Consider the following 15,940-nt stretch of genomic DNA (forward strand, 5'->3'; position numbering starts at 1 on the left):
CACGGGGGACCGTCATGACAGACCATGAACTCAAAGGCATTGTCGCGACACTGCCCGACCTAGTGAGGGTGCGCCCACAGCGCGGCCTTACAGGCTTTGCGCCTTCGGGCCGTGTCGCGACCCATCAATGGGGTGCCAACCGATCCGTTTTCCGCGGGCGTGGTATGGAATTCGCCGAAAGCCGTATCTATCAGCCAGGCGACGACGTCAAATCCATCGACTGGCGCGTGACTGCCCGGACGGGCCATGCCCACACCAAGCTTTTCCAGGAAGAGCGAGAGAGGCCCATCGTCATTCTGACCGACATGCGCGCTATGATGCAGTTCGGCACCAGAAATCGTTTTAAGGCGAATCTGGCAGCGGAAGTGGCTGCCTTGATGGCCTGGATCGGGCATGACGGCGGCGACCGTGTCGGCGGACTTGTTATGACGCGGGAGGGCCTTTGGGACTTCCGCGCCTCCAGAACGCGGCGTTCAGTTCTCGGGTTTCTGGAAACTCTTGCGGAAGAAACACGGCCGGAGCGTTCTTCGGGAACGGAAGTGACGCTGGCGCATGCTCTGCGCCGCCTGCGTCACCGTAACCGCCCTGGAACGCTTGCTTTCGTCATCAGCGATTTCTCCGATTTCGATGACGAAGCGGAGACAGAGCTGCGACATCTGGCAGTGAATGCCCATGTCACCAACATACAGATCTGCGATCCCTTCGATGCTGCCCTGCCGCCTCGCGGCGGGCGTATCACCGATGGCGAACACGCGCTGGCCATTTCAGCTCTTGGCGGGCGGAAACTGGAACGCTACGCACAGCAGTTTGAGGTTCGAAGGGCGCGGCTTGAACTGATCAGCCGCCATCACGGCATGGTCTGCCATTACCTGCAGACACCCGACGATCCGGCCTGGATCCTCCATCCGCATCGCAACCGGAGTATGGCAGCATGAGCACCGCACTCTCTCCGCAGATGCTGGACCAACTGGACCAGCTACGCGACATTCGCCTGCCGGAAGCCATCAGCTGGTGGCCGGTCGCACCTGGATGGTGGGCTCTGCTCTCCCTTGTCTGCGCGCTTGTCGTGTCCGCCGTCATCTGGACCTGGATCCGCCGTCGGAGCTCCCGTTTTCTTGCGCTTCGCGAACTTGAAGCAATCGATCCGGAGCGAGAAGAGGTGTTTATCACGCAGATCTCGTCCCTCCTTCGGCGTGTGGCCCGGCGCCGCTCTGCCGGGGCTGACGTTTTGACCGGTGAGGCGTGGAGCGCGTTCCTGATGGAAGGCAAACACGGGATGAACCGCGACACTGCGACGCTTCTCGCCATCGGCCCCTACGGTCCGCCGGCCAACCAGAATTTCGAACCGAAGGCGCTGCGCGCAGAAACCGCCACCTGGATCAGGAGGAACGGATGATCACCTTTCTTTGGCCTTTCGCCTTTCTTCTGCTGCCGCTGCCTTTTGTGCTGCGCTATTTTCTCAAACCCGCAGACAAAGGGTTGGGCGGTGCGCTGAAAGTGCCGTTCTTTGCAAGCCTGTCTCGGGATCTCGGAGGCCGGGCCGACCGGATATCGACGTCCTGGTGGAAATTTTCTGCTGCCTCACTTGTCTGGCTGCTGATGGTCACGGCCGTGGCCCGGCCGGCCTATGTCGGCCCTGAAGTCCCGCTTCCCGCGGACGGACGCGACATCATGATGGCTATAGACCTCTCCGGTTCCATGGCCGAACAGGATTTTGCCGTCGGCGGCAGGCCGTCCACCCGCCTCAGCGTTGTCAAGGATGCAGCCGATGCGTTTATCGAAAGCCGGAAAGGCGACAGGGTCGGTCTGGTGCTCTTTTCGGATCGCGCCTATCTGCAGGCGCCCCTAACCTTCGACCGGCAGGCCGTCCGTGATCTGCTCGACCAGGCCGAAGTCGGTCTGACTGGCCAGAAAACGGCAATCGGCGATGCCATTGCAGTTTCCCTGAAGCGCTTGAAGGAAAGGCCTGCCGAAGGACGTGTTCTGGTCCTCCTGACCGACGGAGCGAGCAACGAAGGCAAGATGGCCCCGGTCCAGGCAGCCGAACTTGCCGCGAAACTGGGTATCCGGATCTACACAATCGGCGTCGGCGCCGGCCCGATGGCGATCAATACTCCGGTGGGTCGCCAGATGGTCAATCCGTCCGCAGATCTCGACGAAAGCACCTTGCGCAAGATCGCGGAGCTTACCGGCGGGCAATACTTCCGGGCGACCGATGTCAACGGCTTGGCTCAGGTCTACCGGGCAATAGACAAGCTTGAGCCGACCGGTACCGACTCGGTGCATGTACGACCAGAAGTCGCCCTTTATTTCTGGCCGGCCGGTCTTGCCCTGCTCATCGCGGCGCTTGCCGCGCTGATCGCGACGGTTCCGACCCTCATCGCACAACACCCCGTACACAAGGAAGCCTGACATGGAAACCGATCTGTTCCACTTCCTGCGCCCGGAATGGTTCTGGGCGCTGATCCCCGCGTGTCTTCTCTTCTGGCTCGCCCTGCGATCCCGCAACAGCACCACTGGCGGCAACTGGGGCAAATACGTGGACGCCCATTTGCTGCGGCATCTGGCGGCCGGCGGGGCAACCGCCCGTGCATCACGTCTCCTTCCGGCTTTGGCGGCGGCCATGTTGCTTATCCTGGTGACGGCGCTGGCTGGGCCGACCTGGCAGAAAACCGAGGTTCCCTCATATACCGGCGGGGAGCCCGTGGTCGCAGTCCTAAGTCTGGCGCAATCCATGAACTCCGACGACCTGTCGCCGAGCCGCATGCGACGCGCGGTGCACAAACTGCGTGACATTCTCGCTCGTACAGAAGGGGAAGAGCGTGCACTGGTCATCTATTCAGACATTCCCTTCGTCGCCGCGCCCCTCACAAGCGACAGGAAGGTGATCTCGCAGATGCTTCCCGAACTCTCCACCAAGCTGATGCCGGTTCTCGGCAACAGGCCGGACCTTGCCATCTCCGAGGCAGTCTCCGTTCTGAAAAGGGCCGACGCGGGCCGCGGTGAAATCGTTCTGATCGCAGACAATGCAGGCGATATCGCCGCAACCGAAAAGGCAGCGATCGACGCTCGAAAAGCCGGGTACACCGTCTCCGTTCTCGGCATAGGCACCGAGAAAGGGGCAACGCTGCAGACCGCGCGCGGTCAGGCAATTACCAGCCGCACAGGAGAAAAGGTGACGACGGCCCTAGATGCCGAAGGTCTTGACACGGTCGCCCGGGCCGGTGGCGGTGCCTACTCCGGCGTGACTGCAAGCAGCGCCGACCTAAATCGCATCCTGCCGAAGTCCGACAGGATCGAAACCGTCGGCAAGGCGGAGGATTTCCAGACCGACAGTTGGGTCGATATGGGCTACTGGCTCTTGATCCTACCCGTGCTACTTCTGCCCTTTGCCTTCCGCCGCGGGCTGGTGTTCAGCATCGGACTGGTCGCGTGCCTGACTTTTGCTCCCGGCATCGCGACCCGCCCAGCCCACGCGGGAACCTGGCAGGACCTTTGGTCGACACCCGACCAGCAGGGCCAGAAGGCTTTCGCCTCCGGAGATTACGACACGGCGTCCCGCCAGTTCGAGACGCCCTCCTGGCGCGGCAGTGCCGCCTACCGGGCGGGCGACTACGCTTCGGCAGCTCAGGAATTTGCCATCGGCGCATACAATCGCGGCAATGCGCTTGCCAAGTCCGGCCAGCTCGAGGAAGCGCTTGGAGCATACGATCAGGCGCTGGCGGCAAATCCACAGGATGCAGACGCCAAGTACAATCGCGATCTGATCCAGAAGCTGCTCGATGAACAGAAACAGCAGCAGGAACAGGAACAGGAGAACAACCAGCAGCAGCAAGCTGGCAGTTCCGGCGAAAAGGATCAGCAACAGCAGTCCGGCAACAACGAAAAGCAGAACCAGCAGCAATTCCAGGGCCAGTCTGGTCAACAGCCCGGTTCTAAAGGCCAGCAGGACCAGCAGAACGCCGGCGGCCAGTCCACTCAGCAGCAGCAGGCCTCCGACGTATCGCAGCAGCAAGAAGGCGACCAGTCCGGCCTATCCGGCCAGTCGGGCAAGTCCGGCGATCAGCAGCAGTCAGCCGCTCAGCCGGGACAGGACAGCGGTTCGGCAGAAGACGCCGACCAGCAAAGCGCATCGCAGGGTGGGCAACCGGAAGACCAGGCATCGGACAACGCGAAGAACGGCCAGTCTACCAACGTCGGCGAAGAAGAACGCTCTGCCGCACAGGCTGAGGACAAAGCAGCCGGCGCTGGTGACGAGAAGACACAGGGGGCCTCAGAAACACGGCCGCAGGGTCAGGAAGAGGGCAGCAAGCAGGCCGGGCAACAAGAGAAGGTCGGCTCTGAAGGGTTGGCTCAAGAAGACCAGGCCGCCCAGGAGGCTGTCAGGCCCCCTAAGCAGGCAAGCGCTTCCGGAAACGCTGGCGGAAAAGCCGACAAGGAGAGTGAAAACCGTCTGTCGAAATTGCTTTCCAGCGTGCTGGACGGCAATGGCGAGGACGCCAGCGGCGAGCCGGTGGAGGCCTCCATTCCGGGAGCTCCGGTGGTCGGTCAGGCGATAGAGCAACAATTGCGCAAGGTACCCGACGACCCGTCCGGGCTGCTTCGCGCTCGTATTCGTCAACATTATGTCCAGCTTCGGTCTGGCGCCAACTGAGAGGAAACAGGTCCATGACTTTCAACACGCTCAAAACCACTGTCAGCGCTGCTGTTCTTTCCATCGCGCTTGCCGCCCCTGCTTGGGCCGGAGGGCTGGTCGCCTATGTGAACAGTAGCACCGTAGCCGAAGAGGACGCATTTCAGCTGACCCTGACAGCCGACGGCCAGGTTGGCGAGAGCCCGGATCTCGCCCCGCTGCAGAAAGACTTCGACATCCTCGGCACGTCGCAATCCATGTCGACGCAAAGCATCAACGGAAAACGCTCGCAAAGCGTGAGCTGGACCGTGTCGCTGTCGCCGAAATCGAAGGGCACGCTTGAAATTCCGTCGATCAATGCAGGAGGCCTGAGCAGTTCTCCCGTCCCTATCGAGGTGGTGGATGCAGGCTCCATACCCGGAGCCGCGGGAGCCTCCGGGATCGGCCTCACGGCAACCCTTGACGACGGTAATCCGTTTCTGTTTCAGGAAACGCCACTGACCGTTCGTATCGAGACCAGCGAACCGATCAAGAGTGCTGAACTGATTGCTCCGCATTCGAGTGCCTTCGAACTCGTTCAGCGTGGAGACGACCGGGTCAGTCAGGCCTCAAGGCGTGGCCAGACGCTCAATGTGATCGAGCGCACATATATGCTCAAGCCCCAGGAGGAGGGCGTGATCGAAATACCGCCCTTTGTTCTGCGCGGTTCCGTCGAGGACCCCGCTGCGCGGCGGCGCGATCCTTTCGCGGGTTCTGGTTTCAGGAGCTTTCCCGGTTTCTCTTCGTCCATGTTCAACCACATGTTCGATCCCGGTAAACCCTTTGCCATTCGCTCCGACCCGATCAAGCTGACGGTTCGCGCCGATCCCAACGGCGGTTCAGGGCAGCACCAATGGTTCCTGCCGGCGAAAGACGTCCGGCTGACTGCCGCATGGTCTCCCGAACGCCCGGCCTTCCGTGAAGGGGAAGCGGTGAGCCGCCGCGTCAGTCTACTAGCGCTCGGTGCCAGCGCGGTTCAGCTTCCGGACCTTTCCTTCGACAACACAGATGGCGCGCGGATCTATCTTGACGACGTCCAGACGGGCGAGGATCAGAGCGCCGAAGGCACTGTCGCCAGGAAGGACTTTCTTCTGTCCGTGGTGCCGGCACGCGGCGGCAAGATAACGCTGCCGGAGATCAAGGTGAACTGGACCGACAGTGCTACCGGAGAAGCAAAGACGGTCACCTTGCCGAGCGAGGTCATCACGGCCGAAGGAACTATGACGTCGGCCGGTCAGCCTGCGGCGGCAGCACCGGAAGCTGCGTCCGCCTCGCAGGACATTCAGCACGCACAGCAGGAAGCCAGCGGGAGGTTGCCTGTCTATCTGCTTGCCGGGCTTGGCGTCGCCGCGATCCTGGCCGCGCTCGGCGGAGCGGCCGCCTCCTTCCAGAAAAAGGGACGGCTTGCCGATAAGAGCCGAGAACCTATGTCCGCAACACCCCGTAAGCAGGTACGCCCGAACGGTCTGTCTGAACGCCGCAAGCAGCTGGCCCTGGCATCTGCCAGGGAAAAATCCGGCGATCTGCGCGGATGCTACGGCTGCGTCTTGGCCTGGCGCCGGCTGGTCGGCGGCGACCCGGCGATGACCGCCGCCGCAAGAGAGGCCATAGCCGCTCTGGAGCAAGCTGCCTTCGCACCCTCTCCCGAAACGTCCGGAGGCCGGACACGCGATTGGCTCAACAGACTTGCTAGGGAAGACCGCAAGATCGGCTCTGCGCAAAAAGACCTGAGATCGTCGCAGCTACCTGCGCTGTATCCAGCCTGATACCGGCTGCGCGCAAGAAGCCTGTCTTCCTGGTGGTACCCGCTCTGTTACACTGGCTTTACTGAGTAGCGCCACGGCAAGAGGTCTTTGGCAGCACTACACCGGCGAAATGAATGCCTGAAATCCGTCCAAAACGAAGACCCATGCTCGCCGATCAGAATAAGTTGGCAATGCCGCCGTCAGAGGTGCTAGGGATAGAGCTTTACCGTACCTGTAAATTTCCTGAAATGTTGAAAAACAGCAGGAAGTCAGGAGTGACTAAGCATCTCCTCGTAGTAGCCCCCCAGCATTTTTCGGCTTTCACGATACTTTCCAATGCGGTCATCAAGCGCTTGCATTTGCTGCTCCATCGCGGCCATGAGGTCCGGACAAGGGTGCAGGATCGGTCCCTCGCTGCGTAGGCAAGGGAGAAATCTGCGAATGAAATCCAGTTTCAACCCGGCTTCATTCAGTGTGCGGATAGCCAAGACGATCCGAACATCTTCCACATCATAGTCACGATAGCCGGAGGCTCGGCGCGCCGGGGCGATTAAGCCTTCGCTTTCATAATAACGCAGCATCCGAACCGAGACGCCAGAACGCCTAGATAGTTCGCCGATTTTCATCTTTATTCCAACGTGGCTTGACCCTAACAGTAGTGTCAGAGTTTATAACTTGTTGCAACTGAAGACAAGAGAGGAGTTGCGCTATGCATTTCACAACATTCGAGGGTGTGCAGGTCGGTTACCGAAAGAACGGAGAGGGGCCGGCATTGGTCTTGGTCCATGGCACCGGGGGCGACGGCGTCGGCAATTGGGAGGATGTGACCAAGGAGCTGTCAAAAGAGTTCGAAGTCATTCGGCCTGATTGCAGTGGGTCAGGCCATACCGAGGACGATGGACGGGACCTGACGGTAGGCTATTTTGCTGCTCAAGTTCTGGCCGCTGTAGACCATGCGGGGATCCAGCGCTTCGCTCTTGTTGGATTTTCGCTTGGCGCAGCAGTTGCTGCTCATATCGCAGCAGCCCATTCCGAACGCATCAGCGCCCTTGTTCTTATCTCGGGTTTTGCCAAGCCAGATCCACGCCTGAAGGTACAATTCGAACTATGGCGAGACCTAATCAGATCGGATCGCGAAGCGATGGCAAGGCTCGTTTTGTTGACAGGTTTCAGTCCTGATGGCCTGTCTTCCTGGGGATTTGAAGGCGTAGAACAGGCAGTACGAAACATGGTCGAAACTCAGAACTGGGACGGCATGAGCCGTCAGACCGAGGTCGATCTTGCATTGGATGTTGACGATGCGTTGAAACGGATTGAAGCCCCAACACTGGTGGTCGGCGGTAGCCATGACCACATGGTTCCGCCCGCGCACGCTAAATCCTTAGCAGCCTCCATAAGCGGAGCGTCCTATTTGGAGTTACCGACTGGCCACCTTGCTCCAATTGAGTCTCCTGATTTGATTGCTGAAACGATCAATGTCTTTTTGAGTAGCGCCTGATTGCCGAGGGGGCATAACTGGGCGTGTCGCAAAGATTTCCGGCGAGTGCAATCTCTATCAGCAAATATGGGAAAACCTGCAGCCACAAACTATCGACGCAAATGGGCGCAAACTATGTTGGGCAATACCGACCCACACCGCTTACCCCCAGGTCTGATCGAACAGCCGCATCCAGTTGCCGCCCAGGATCTTGACGATACGGTCTTCGCCCCAACCCCGCCGTTGCATTTCAGCGGCGAGATTGCCGAAGTCACGGCTATGACGAATGCCCTCAGGCTTGGAAATCTTGGCGGAACCGAACTCGGCCAAGGTACGGCCGGTGCCCTTGTCCTTGTTGGCCCAGATCAGCCAGGGGCCAGGACGCGGGCGATTGTGGTTAAAGTCAGTGCCGATGGCAACGTGATCCTCGCCAACAAGATCTAGCGTATGCTCCATCGCGTCGATCACATCGGCAACCGCAGCGTCATTGCCTTTGGCCAATCCCGGTGCGAACAGCGACGTGCCGATCACACCGCCTTTGGCAGCGCAGGCCTGAAACACATCGTCGGGCTTGTTGCGCGGCACATCCCGCAACGCGCTAGGCAGGCAATGGGTGATCGCAACGGGCTTGCGGGAATAATCGATGGTATCCAGCGAGGTTTGAATGCCTACGTGGCTCAGATCGATTAGGATGCCGCTTTCGTTCATGGCGTCCACGGCCTCGCGGCCAAAACCGGTCAGACCGCTGTCTTTCGCTTCCAGATACCCGGCACCAAAGAAGTTTTGGGTATTGTAGGTCAGTTGCATGATGTTCACGCCAAGGCCCTTGAATAGCGCAAAATAGTCGAGTCGGTCCTCAATGGGCGAGGTGTTCTGCCACCCCATGACAATCCCGACTTTACCTTCAGCCTTAGCCCTCCGAATGTCATCGGTCGTGCGAATTGCCATGGCGATATCGTCGTTCTCCGCCAGTTTCTCGCGCCACATGGAAACATAGTCCATGCCGCCGCGAAAGTTCTCCCACAAGACGGAAGAGGCGTTGATCGCGCTGATCCCGCCTTGCTGTGCATCAAGCAGCAATTCACGATTGAAGTCCGAGCATTGCAGTGCGTCGATAACAATCGAGCCTGCGTGAAAATCGTTGGAAGTCATGAGTAAAACCTTGTTGGAAGAGGTCTCAGGCGGTCACGCTGAGCTGGGTGGCGGGCCAGATGTCAGGTGAGAAATCAGGGGTGTCATAGGTCTCGAACCGGTCGAGATGGAAGGCCGCATCCTCGGCAAAGAACGAGCGCACCAATCCTGTCGCCAGGCGCCGCGCGCCCTCCGTGGCAGAGGGAATTCCCGAGGTAACCTTGCCGTGGCTGGGCACCGCCGCGTAGGCAAAACAGCTAAGCCGCGCCAACGCCGGACAGGCGTTTGGTGTGCGTTCCGCAAAGGTGAAATCCGGGTTGAGATGTGGATGGGCGGCTAGTTCCAGGTTCTGCACGGCCTTCCCTTCCCCGACCACATCGCCCCAGGTACGCCAATGCGGCGCCAGTTGCGACAGTTCGGGGCGATCCTGCAAAGAGATGCCGAATCCCGTCGCGAAGATCGCCACATCGGCCTCGAGATGAACGTCCGGTGTGTCCACAGACAGGCCGTTCTGCCCGTGCGACATGGTTTGGATCGGCGCCCCGAGATGCAAATGTGCATTGCTATGACGGGCGACACGCGCGACCGAGTGCGCCGGCGGGGGCACGGGAAACCTGCCGCCCAGATTCATCAGGTCCCATTTCTGAGAGTCGTCGAGTGCCGCATAGCCGACCGTCATGCCGCGCGATCCCGTGCCTGTGAATTTGTCGATGGCCGGCAAGGTGGGGCGGCGGACCAGCAGATCTAGACGCGCACATCCGGCCTCAAGAGCAGCGGCGGCGTTGTCCATGGCAGACGCCCCGGCTCCCACCACGATCACGCGTTTACCCTTGAGACGATCGATTTCAAATACATCCGCGGAATGATAGACAGTACCCTCGGGCATTCCTTGTGCGACCATCGGCAGTTTGGGAGCCCCGAGGGCGTCAAGTCCCGTGGCCAGTATCACCCGGCGCGCCCAAATGTCGCCAGCGCTGGTGCGCAGGTGAAAAAACGACCCTTCAGGCGAAATCTCGGTGACATCGCAGTCGTTCAGCACATCCGGCCGGGTCATCTTGCGATACCAGTTCAGGTAATCCATCCACATGGTACGGGGCGCGAGGGTCATGTCATCCCAGGCCGCCGACCCCCATTGCGCCTCGAACCAGGCCCTGAAAGTCAACGCGGGTATTCCCAGGGCCGGACCTGCCGCTTCTTTGATCGTGCGCAGTGTTTCCATACGGGCAAAGGTGATCCAGGGACCTTCTCGTCCTGCTGGTGCACGATCAAGAAGGCGCACATTGGTAATGCCTTCCATCTCCAGGGCGGCATGCGCCACTAGACCACAAAGCCCGGCCCCCACGATGGCAACATCCAGAACGGGTTTGTCCGTCGGCCCTTTGGTTACGGGCATCCAGGGTTTAGGAGGCAGGTTCAATAACATGCGTTGTCGGGCGTAGTCGGCTTCCAACTCCGCCAGACTTGTCGGCTCTTTCATGGAGCGTCTCCCTAAGAAGATTGATGAATATCTGCGAGCACAGCATCGCCCCCGGGGCTCTTGACGACGCAGTCAGGCACCGTGGCGACACAGCCCCGGCGAAAGGCATCGACAAAAGCGCTCAGATGCCGCGACAAAGCGCGATCAGCGTCGCTCAAAAGCTCCCAGACATAGGGTATTCGAGTTTCCAGTGGGACGATTTTAACGCCCTCCACGGGCACGCCGTAGGCGGTAACAGGGTCTACGATCGCAACGCCGAGACCGGAACGCGCCGCCATGACGGCATTCAACGAAGTGTTGGTCGCAAATTCAGAAGGTGGGCTGATGTCGAGTTTCTGAAAGGCCTGATCGATGGCATGGCGGATCCGAAAGGCGTTACCCACCGTGATCAAACGCCGTTCGGAAAAGATCGACAACGACAGAGGGTCCTGGGAACTGGCAAGTATCGAGCTCTCCGCCACAACCCCTACCAGTCGAGATTCACAGACCACGTGCCGTACCATGCCGGCGTGATCGATCGGATTGGCTGCAATGCCGAAGTCCGCCGTGCGGCTGCGCAGCGCCCTGATCACATATTCCGCATTCATCGTCTGGACATTTACCTGATGGGGCAAATCGTCGGCGAGCAGCTTCAGCGCCGGCCCGGAAAGACCCGCCGCCATGGTCGGCGTCGCGGCAATGTCGATGGAAGCAACCTTTTCCGTGCGGATCGCCTCTGCCCGTTGTCCGATCTGGCGCAGACCGGCAACCACGCGCTGGACTTCCTCGTGAAACCGCAGACCACGATCTGTCGGAGAAATGCGCGGTCCGTTGCGATGAAAAAGCTGAAAGCCTACAGCGACTTCCAGTTCCTTGATCATGCGGGTCACGGCAGGTTGGCCAACACCCAGATAAACTGCGGCCTTGGTCATGGATCCGCAAGACATCGCCGCCAAGAAGGCTTCCAGCGCCTTTAGATCGAACTTTTTATTATTTTCTATTGACATCATGCAGGCATGATCATGCATTATGAGGATAATAACAAGCCCAAAAAGCAACACCGACCGGAGTTCTCACATGTTCCAATTTCACCGTCTTGCCGCCGCTGTGGCCCTTCTGGCCACAACCACCCTCCCCGTTGCCGCCGAAACTTGGCGTCTCAGTTCCATGGTTGCCCCTGACAGTATTGAAGGGCAGGCCTATGAAGTTCTGGCCGAGAAAGTGGCCAAATATTCGAACGGCGATTTGACCATCCGGATATTCCCTAACTCCCAGATTGGGAAAATGGACGCCGTCATCGAGCAGCTGAGCGCAGGTGTGATCCAGCTTGCTCCGTCTGCCATGACATTCCTGGCGCGTTGGGATGAAAATATTCGTTATTCCTCTGCGCCGTTCCTCTTTGATGACTATGATCACTGGGCCGAGTTCATCCGTGGAGACATGGTTCAAGGATGGCTCAAAGGCATTACGGACGAGTCGGGAATTTCCATCCTGGGCGACGCCCCCGCGTTCCCCCGCGGCTCGTTCCGCACCTTGTTGAGCGTGGAACCGATCACTTCGACTGAAGATATCGTGGGTCGCAAGATCCGCCAGTTCAACAGCCAGCTGGTGATCGATGCCTGGGCAAACCTCGGAGCCGAGGTTGTTGTCCTGCCATGGGGCGAAGTCTACGACGCGATCAACCGCAATATCGTGGATGCAGTTACCTCGCCGCTGGAGCTCATAGAAACCACACGGTTCTATGAAGTAGCTCCGAACATCATCCGCACCGATGAGTACCCCCAGGCCATTGCCTTTCTCATGAACGACCAGGCTTTTCAGGCCCTTTCTGTCGAAAACAAGGACGCTCTGACAAGAGCCCATGCTGATGCGGCGGCCTTTGCCTGGAACGCGATTTTTTCAGGCGCTAATGAGGCCGTCGAGCGGATCAAAGCTCTAGATGGCGTAACCTATTCCGACAGCTTCGACACCTCCGAAATCCTGGCGAAGACGGCAGAGTTCTACGCCGCTCGCGAAGCAGCTGGCGAGCTGCCGAAGGGCCTGATGAGCGCCGTTGAAGCCGCCCGTAAAAGCGCGCAATAATGAGGCGGGTTCTCTCCCTTGCCGGAACAGGTTTGGACGCGGTCGCGGTGGTTTTTAAAGCCGCGATTGCCCTTCTGTTGCTCGTCATGCTGACCATCAACATCATCAACATCATAAGCCGTTCGCTGCTGAACGATGCGTATGACTGGGTGTTTCACTGGACCATGCTAATGTTTATCTGGATGATCTGCTTGGGTGTTTACGTCTACATGCGTGAAAACCGCGATGTGGTCGTAGACCTAATCGCCGCGCGCATGCCGATGCCAATCCGCCGGGCACTGGCGATCTTTGCCGACATGACCGGCCTGTTGTTCATGTACATGGTGCTATCGCCAGCCCTGGAGCTCACCGCGATGCAGACAGGCCACATGGAAACGATCGCCCTGCCCATATACGTTTCCAGCCTGCCTTTATTCACTTCGGCAATGTTCCTTGTCATGCACTTCAGCTTGCATGCGCTGAACGTCCTGACCGGTGAGATCATTCCCTATCCGCGCACGACACCGCGCGACCTGCTAGAGGCTGGACAGTCACAATGACCCTCGGATTTGTGGTAATCGGATGCTTCATGTTGCTCATGATGCTCGGCGTACCGGTGACGATCGCCATCGGCATCGGCACGGTTGCTGGCCTGTTCTGGGCCAACTTGATGGACTTCTCCCTCGTTTTCCCTCAGCAAATCATCGAGGGTGCGAGCAAGCCTGCCCTACTCGCCATTCCGTTCTTTATCCTTGCGGGCAACTTGATGAATGCCGTCGGAATGACCGACAAGATCTTCAACTTCGCTCTCGCCTTGATCGGCAATGTGCGGGCGGGCCTGGCCTATGTGAATGTCGTCGCCTCGCTTATTTTCGCCGGTGTATCCGGTGCGGCGACTGCCGATATCGCGGGCTTGGGCCAGATCGAGGTGCGCGCCATGCGCAAACGCGGCTATTCCCATGAATTCGCCGCAGCCCTGACCGTGGCCACTTCTCTGGTCGGCCCCATCGTGCCGCCCTCGATCAGTCTGATCGTCTACGCTTGGCTGGCCAATGAATCCGTTGCGCGCCTGTTCCTGGCTGGGATCGTACCGGGGCTTTTGGTGGCCGCCTCCTTCATCGCCTATATCCGCGTGATGTGCGTGTTCCAGGAGATGCCGCGCGAGGAGCCAAGAAGCATGGCCTCCATCAAAAACGCGGTCCTCCAGGGTGTTCCCGCCCTTGTCGCCCCCGGCATAATCTTGGGCGCGATCATTTTCGGCTTTGCCACAGCGACCGAAGCCGGTGTGATCGCCTGCGTTTATACCCTGCTCGTAGGATTGGCCTATCGCGTGCTGACCTTCGATATGCTGTGGAATTCGCTCAAGGAAAGCGCGCTTCTTTCGGCGCTGATTATGATGATCATCGGTGCGTCACAGACCATGGGCTGGCTATTCGCCTTCGAGCAGGTGCCCCAGGCCTTCGCAACCGGATTTCTGGATACGATTGACAGCCGCACCCTGTTCCTTGTCTTCGTGGTGGTTCTGCTGATTGTGATCGGCTGCTTCATGGAGGCGACACCGGCCAAGATCATTCTTCTACCGCTTCTGCTGCCCGCAGCAGATGCCTTTGGCATCGACCGGGTGCAATTCGGGATGATCATCACTCTGGCCCTGTTGATCGGGATCGCCACGCCGCCCATGGGCGTCGGCCTTTATCTGATGTCCGCCGTGTCAGGGGTGAAATTCGAACGCCTGTCCATAGCGGTTCTGCCCCTGCTGATTCCGCCCGTGGTGGCGCTCATCCTGATTACGGCATTCCCGATCATCACCTTGTGGCTGCCCGATCTGGTGATGGGGCCTGCAAATCGCTGACCCCGTCGTTGTTTCCTCAGGATCCAAACCGGAAACCCAACCGAATAAGGCTACCGAAAGTCTCTATATGACCGCGAAAGACGCCATCAACACCGCCCTTGGAGTGTCCTCCGGGGACGCAATGTATCAGCTAAGAGCCCGCAGGCCGGCCTTTGTAAGCGGCGCAGAGGCCTGCCGTGCGGCCGTTTTACACCCTGAAGACGATCTTGATCTGTCCCCGGATCTCCGCCATGCGGTTGCCCATCGGGCGGCAGCCTTCGGCGCAAATGCCGCCTTCCTTGCTGGCTATCCTGCCCCGGACGCCCCCGAGCTCCATGATCTGGCAAAGGGTGGCCAGCCGTCAGACCCGGGCCTCGCGGCCCTGGCACGCCACACGGACATGATCGCGGTGACACCCGCCAGGGCCTCGGAAGCCCATCTGCAGGATCTTTTGTCCGCGGGATTTTCCGTGTCCCAGATCATCGCCCTCTCAGAGCTCCTGGCGCAGGTGTGTTTCGAGATGCGCGTCGTTCATGGTCTCTCACTGTTGAGGAATAATACCAATGCGTGATGCGATTACCCGGATCAAGATCAAGCCTCTGTCCTGGACGCCCTATCTGCCGCCGGTCGAGGTCGCTGACGCCACCGAGCGCCAATTGGCAGCCATGAAGGTTACGCCCTCGGCCAAAAAGGTGTCGCCCTATGTGCGCACGCTCGTACACGACCCGGACAGCTATGTGGCGCGTACCGAATTGTTCAACGCCATCATGTATGCTGAAGGCGGCTTGCCCCGCCAGGATCGCGAACTCGGTGCACTCGGTGCTTCCCTGGTCAATGGCTGTATGTATTGTGCCAACGTGCATGCGCGCCAGCACGCCAAACTGTCGGGCCCCTGCACCACCTCGGCACTTTACGCCGGGCGGCGGGATGCCTTGAGCACGCGGGACGCGGCAATCATGGACTTTGCCGAGGCCCTGACGGTCACGCCGCCCCGCGCCGATCAATCTCATATCGAGGCCCTGCGCTCGGAGGGTATGGACGACGGCGAGATTCAGGACCTTATCCATTCCATTGCCATTTTCGGCTGGGCCAACCGGCTCATGCATCCTCTTGGCCATTCAAGCGACACGCCCAGGGCGTGTCGCAAAGATTTTCGGCGGGTATAATTATCCTGTAACAGGCTGCATTTTCATGATTAGTTAACCTTTCCCGTTCGAAGAGGCGCGCGATGAGATCATTCTGGTCGTTGACGGTACAACCGTTGGAAAAACCGTAGCCCTTCCTCAGCCACAGCATGGCTTCAAACCCGGCGATGGTTCGCCACGCGATGTTGAACGACTGGAAACAACCAACATTCGGCATATTCTTCTTCACTCGGAAATGGTCACTTTCAATGCCCTGCTGTGGATGCTTGGTAAGATAATGCGCTGGGTCCGGCCCCAGCGGCTAGAGACCCGCAAAAACCCACTGTTTTGTTTCATTTTCTCGGATTTGACGGATGAGAGCGCCGTTTTGGTCCGGTCCGGTCCGGGCTGGTCCAGGCCGGGTTTGGGTCGTTTGTCCGCCT

15 protein-coding genes and 1 pseudogene are annotated in these 15,940 nt (G+C 59.4%); 11 read left to right on the forward strand and 5 right to left on the reverse strand.

Features of this window, described 5'->3' with window-relative positions:
• Window positions 1–14 precede the first annotated feature (14 nt).
• From V6575_RS13280 to V6575_RS13300, 5 genes are read left to right on the forward strand one after another with little or no spacing between them, the layout of a single operon-like run.
• Complete coding sequence (locus V6575_RS13280) at window positions 15–935, forward strand: DUF58 domain-containing protein (protein WP_340274949.1); 921 nt, start codon at window positions 15–17, stop codon at window positions 933–935.
• Window positions 932–1,396 carry a DUF4381 domain-containing protein gene (locus V6575_RS13285; RefSeq protein ID WP_340274950.1) on the forward strand — a complete coding sequence of 155 codons (465 nt, stop codon included), beginning with the start codon at window positions 932–934 and terminating at the stop codon, window positions 1,394–1,396. The genes V6575_RS13280 and V6575_RS13285 overlap by 4 nt, the downstream gene beginning before the upstream one ends.
• A complete protein-coding gene (locus tag V6575_RS13290; protein WP_340274951.1) occupies window positions 1,393–2,412 on the forward strand; it encodes a vWA domain-containing protein in 1,020 nt (339 codons plus the stop codon). Before V6575_RS13285 ends, V6575_RS13290 begins: the two co-directional genes overlap by 4 nt.
• A gap of 1 nt (window position 2,413) precedes the next feature.
• Window positions 2,414–4,654, forward strand: a complete 2,241-nt coding sequence (locus V6575_RS13295; RefSeq protein WP_340274952.1) for a tetratricopeptide repeat protein — start codon at window positions 2,414–2,416, stop codon at window positions 4,652–4,654.
• Between the two features lie 14 nt (window positions 4,655–4,668).
• Window positions 4,669–6,438: a BatD family protein gene (locus tag V6575_RS13300; protein ID WP_340274953.1), complete on the forward strand. Its 1,770-nt coding sequence runs from the start codon at window positions 4,669–4,671 to the stop codon at window positions 6,436–6,438.
• 248 nt (window positions 6,439–6,686) lie between these two features.
• Here the strand turns inward: V6575_RS13300 and V6575_RS13305 are convergent, their stop codons facing one another.
• Complete coding sequence (locus tag V6575_RS13305) at window positions 6,687–7,043, reverse strand: MerR family transcriptional regulator (RefSeq protein ID WP_340274955.1); 357 nt, start codon at window positions 7,041–7,043, stop codon at window positions 6,687–6,689.
• Window positions 7,044–7,126: 83 nt separating this feature from the next.
• Here V6575_RS13305 and V6575_RS13310 point away from each other — a divergent pair, with 83 nt between their 5' ends.
• Window positions 7,127–7,915: an alpha/beta fold hydrolase gene (locus V6575_RS13310; RefSeq protein WP_340274956.1), complete on the forward strand. Its 789-nt coding sequence runs from the start codon at window positions 7,127–7,129 to the stop codon at window positions 7,913–7,915.
• 141 nt (window positions 7,916–8,056) lie between these two features.
• On the opposite strand, the gene V6575_RS13315 is transcribed toward V6575_RS13310, so the two are convergent.
• From V6575_RS13315 to V6575_RS13325, 3 genes are read right to left on the reverse strand one after another with little or no spacing between them, the layout of a single operon-like run.
• Window positions 8,057–9,046, reverse strand: coding sequence for a membrane dipeptidase (locus V6575_RS13315; protein WP_340274957.1), 990 nt, complete (start codon window positions 9,044–9,046; stop codon window positions 8,057–8,059).
• A gap of 25 nt (window positions 9,047–9,071) precedes the next feature.
• A complete protein-coding gene (locus V6575_RS13320; RefSeq protein ID WP_340274958.1) occupies window positions 9,072–10,502 on the reverse strand; it encodes an NAD(P)-binding domain-containing protein in 1,431 nt (476 codons plus the stop codon).
• A gap of 11 nt (window positions 10,503–10,513) precedes the next feature.
• A complete protein-coding gene (locus tag V6575_RS13325; RefSeq protein ID WP_340274959.1) occupies window positions 10,514–11,491 on the reverse strand; it encodes a LysR family transcriptional regulator in 978 nt (325 codons plus the stop codon).
• A gap of 67 nt (window positions 11,492–11,558) precedes the next feature.
• Here V6575_RS13325 and V6575_RS13330 point away from each other — a divergent pair, with 67 nt between their 5' ends.
• The 5 genes from V6575_RS13330 to V6575_RS13350 all read left to right on the forward strand — a co-directional run bounded on the left by V6575_RS13330 (window position 11,559) and on the right by V6575_RS13350 (window position 15,539).
• Entirely contained in the window at window positions 11,559–12,563 is a 1,005-nt protein-coding gene (locus V6575_RS13330; RefSeq protein ID WP_340274960.1) for a TRAP transporter substrate-binding protein, read from the forward strand.
• Window positions 12,563–13,102: a TRAP transporter small permease gene (locus V6575_RS13335; RefSeq protein WP_340274961.1), complete on the forward strand. Its 540-nt coding sequence runs from the start codon at window positions 12,563–12,565 to the stop codon at window positions 13,100–13,102. Before V6575_RS13330 ends, V6575_RS13335 begins: the two co-directional genes overlap by 1 nt.
• Window positions 13,099–14,394: a TRAP transporter large permease gene (locus V6575_RS13340; protein WP_340274962.1), complete on the forward strand. Its 1,296-nt coding sequence runs from the start codon at window positions 13,099–13,101 to the stop codon at window positions 14,392–14,394. The genes V6575_RS13335 and V6575_RS13340 overlap by 4 nt, the downstream gene beginning before the upstream one ends.
• Before the next feature lie 67 nt (window positions 14,395–14,461).
• The gene (locus V6575_RS13345) at window positions 14,462–14,944 is read left to right on the forward strand and encodes a hypothetical protein (protein WP_340274963.1); all 483 of its coding nucleotides are present in this window, start codon (window positions 14,462–14,464) and stop codon (window positions 14,942–14,944) included.
• Window positions 14,937–15,539, forward strand: coding sequence for a peroxidase-related enzyme (locus tag V6575_RS13350; protein WP_340274964.1), 603 nt, complete (start codon window positions 14,937–14,939; stop codon window positions 15,537–15,539). Before V6575_RS13345 ends, V6575_RS13350 begins: the two co-directional genes overlap by 8 nt.
• Before the next feature lie 49 nt (window positions 15,540–15,588).
• Here V6575_RS13350 and V6575_RS13355 read toward each other — a convergent pair.
• Window positions 15,589–15,816 (reverse strand): annotated as a pseudogene (locus V6575_RS13355) (DDE-type integrase/transposase/recombinase); the annotation flags it as partial.
• Window positions 15,817–15,940: the final 124 nt, after the last annotated feature.

Origin of the sequence: Roseibium algae (genome assembly GCF_037783265.1) — a bacterium.
GTDB lineage: Bacteria > Pseudomonadota > Alphaproteobacteria > Rhizobiales > Stappiaceae > Roseibium > Roseibium algae.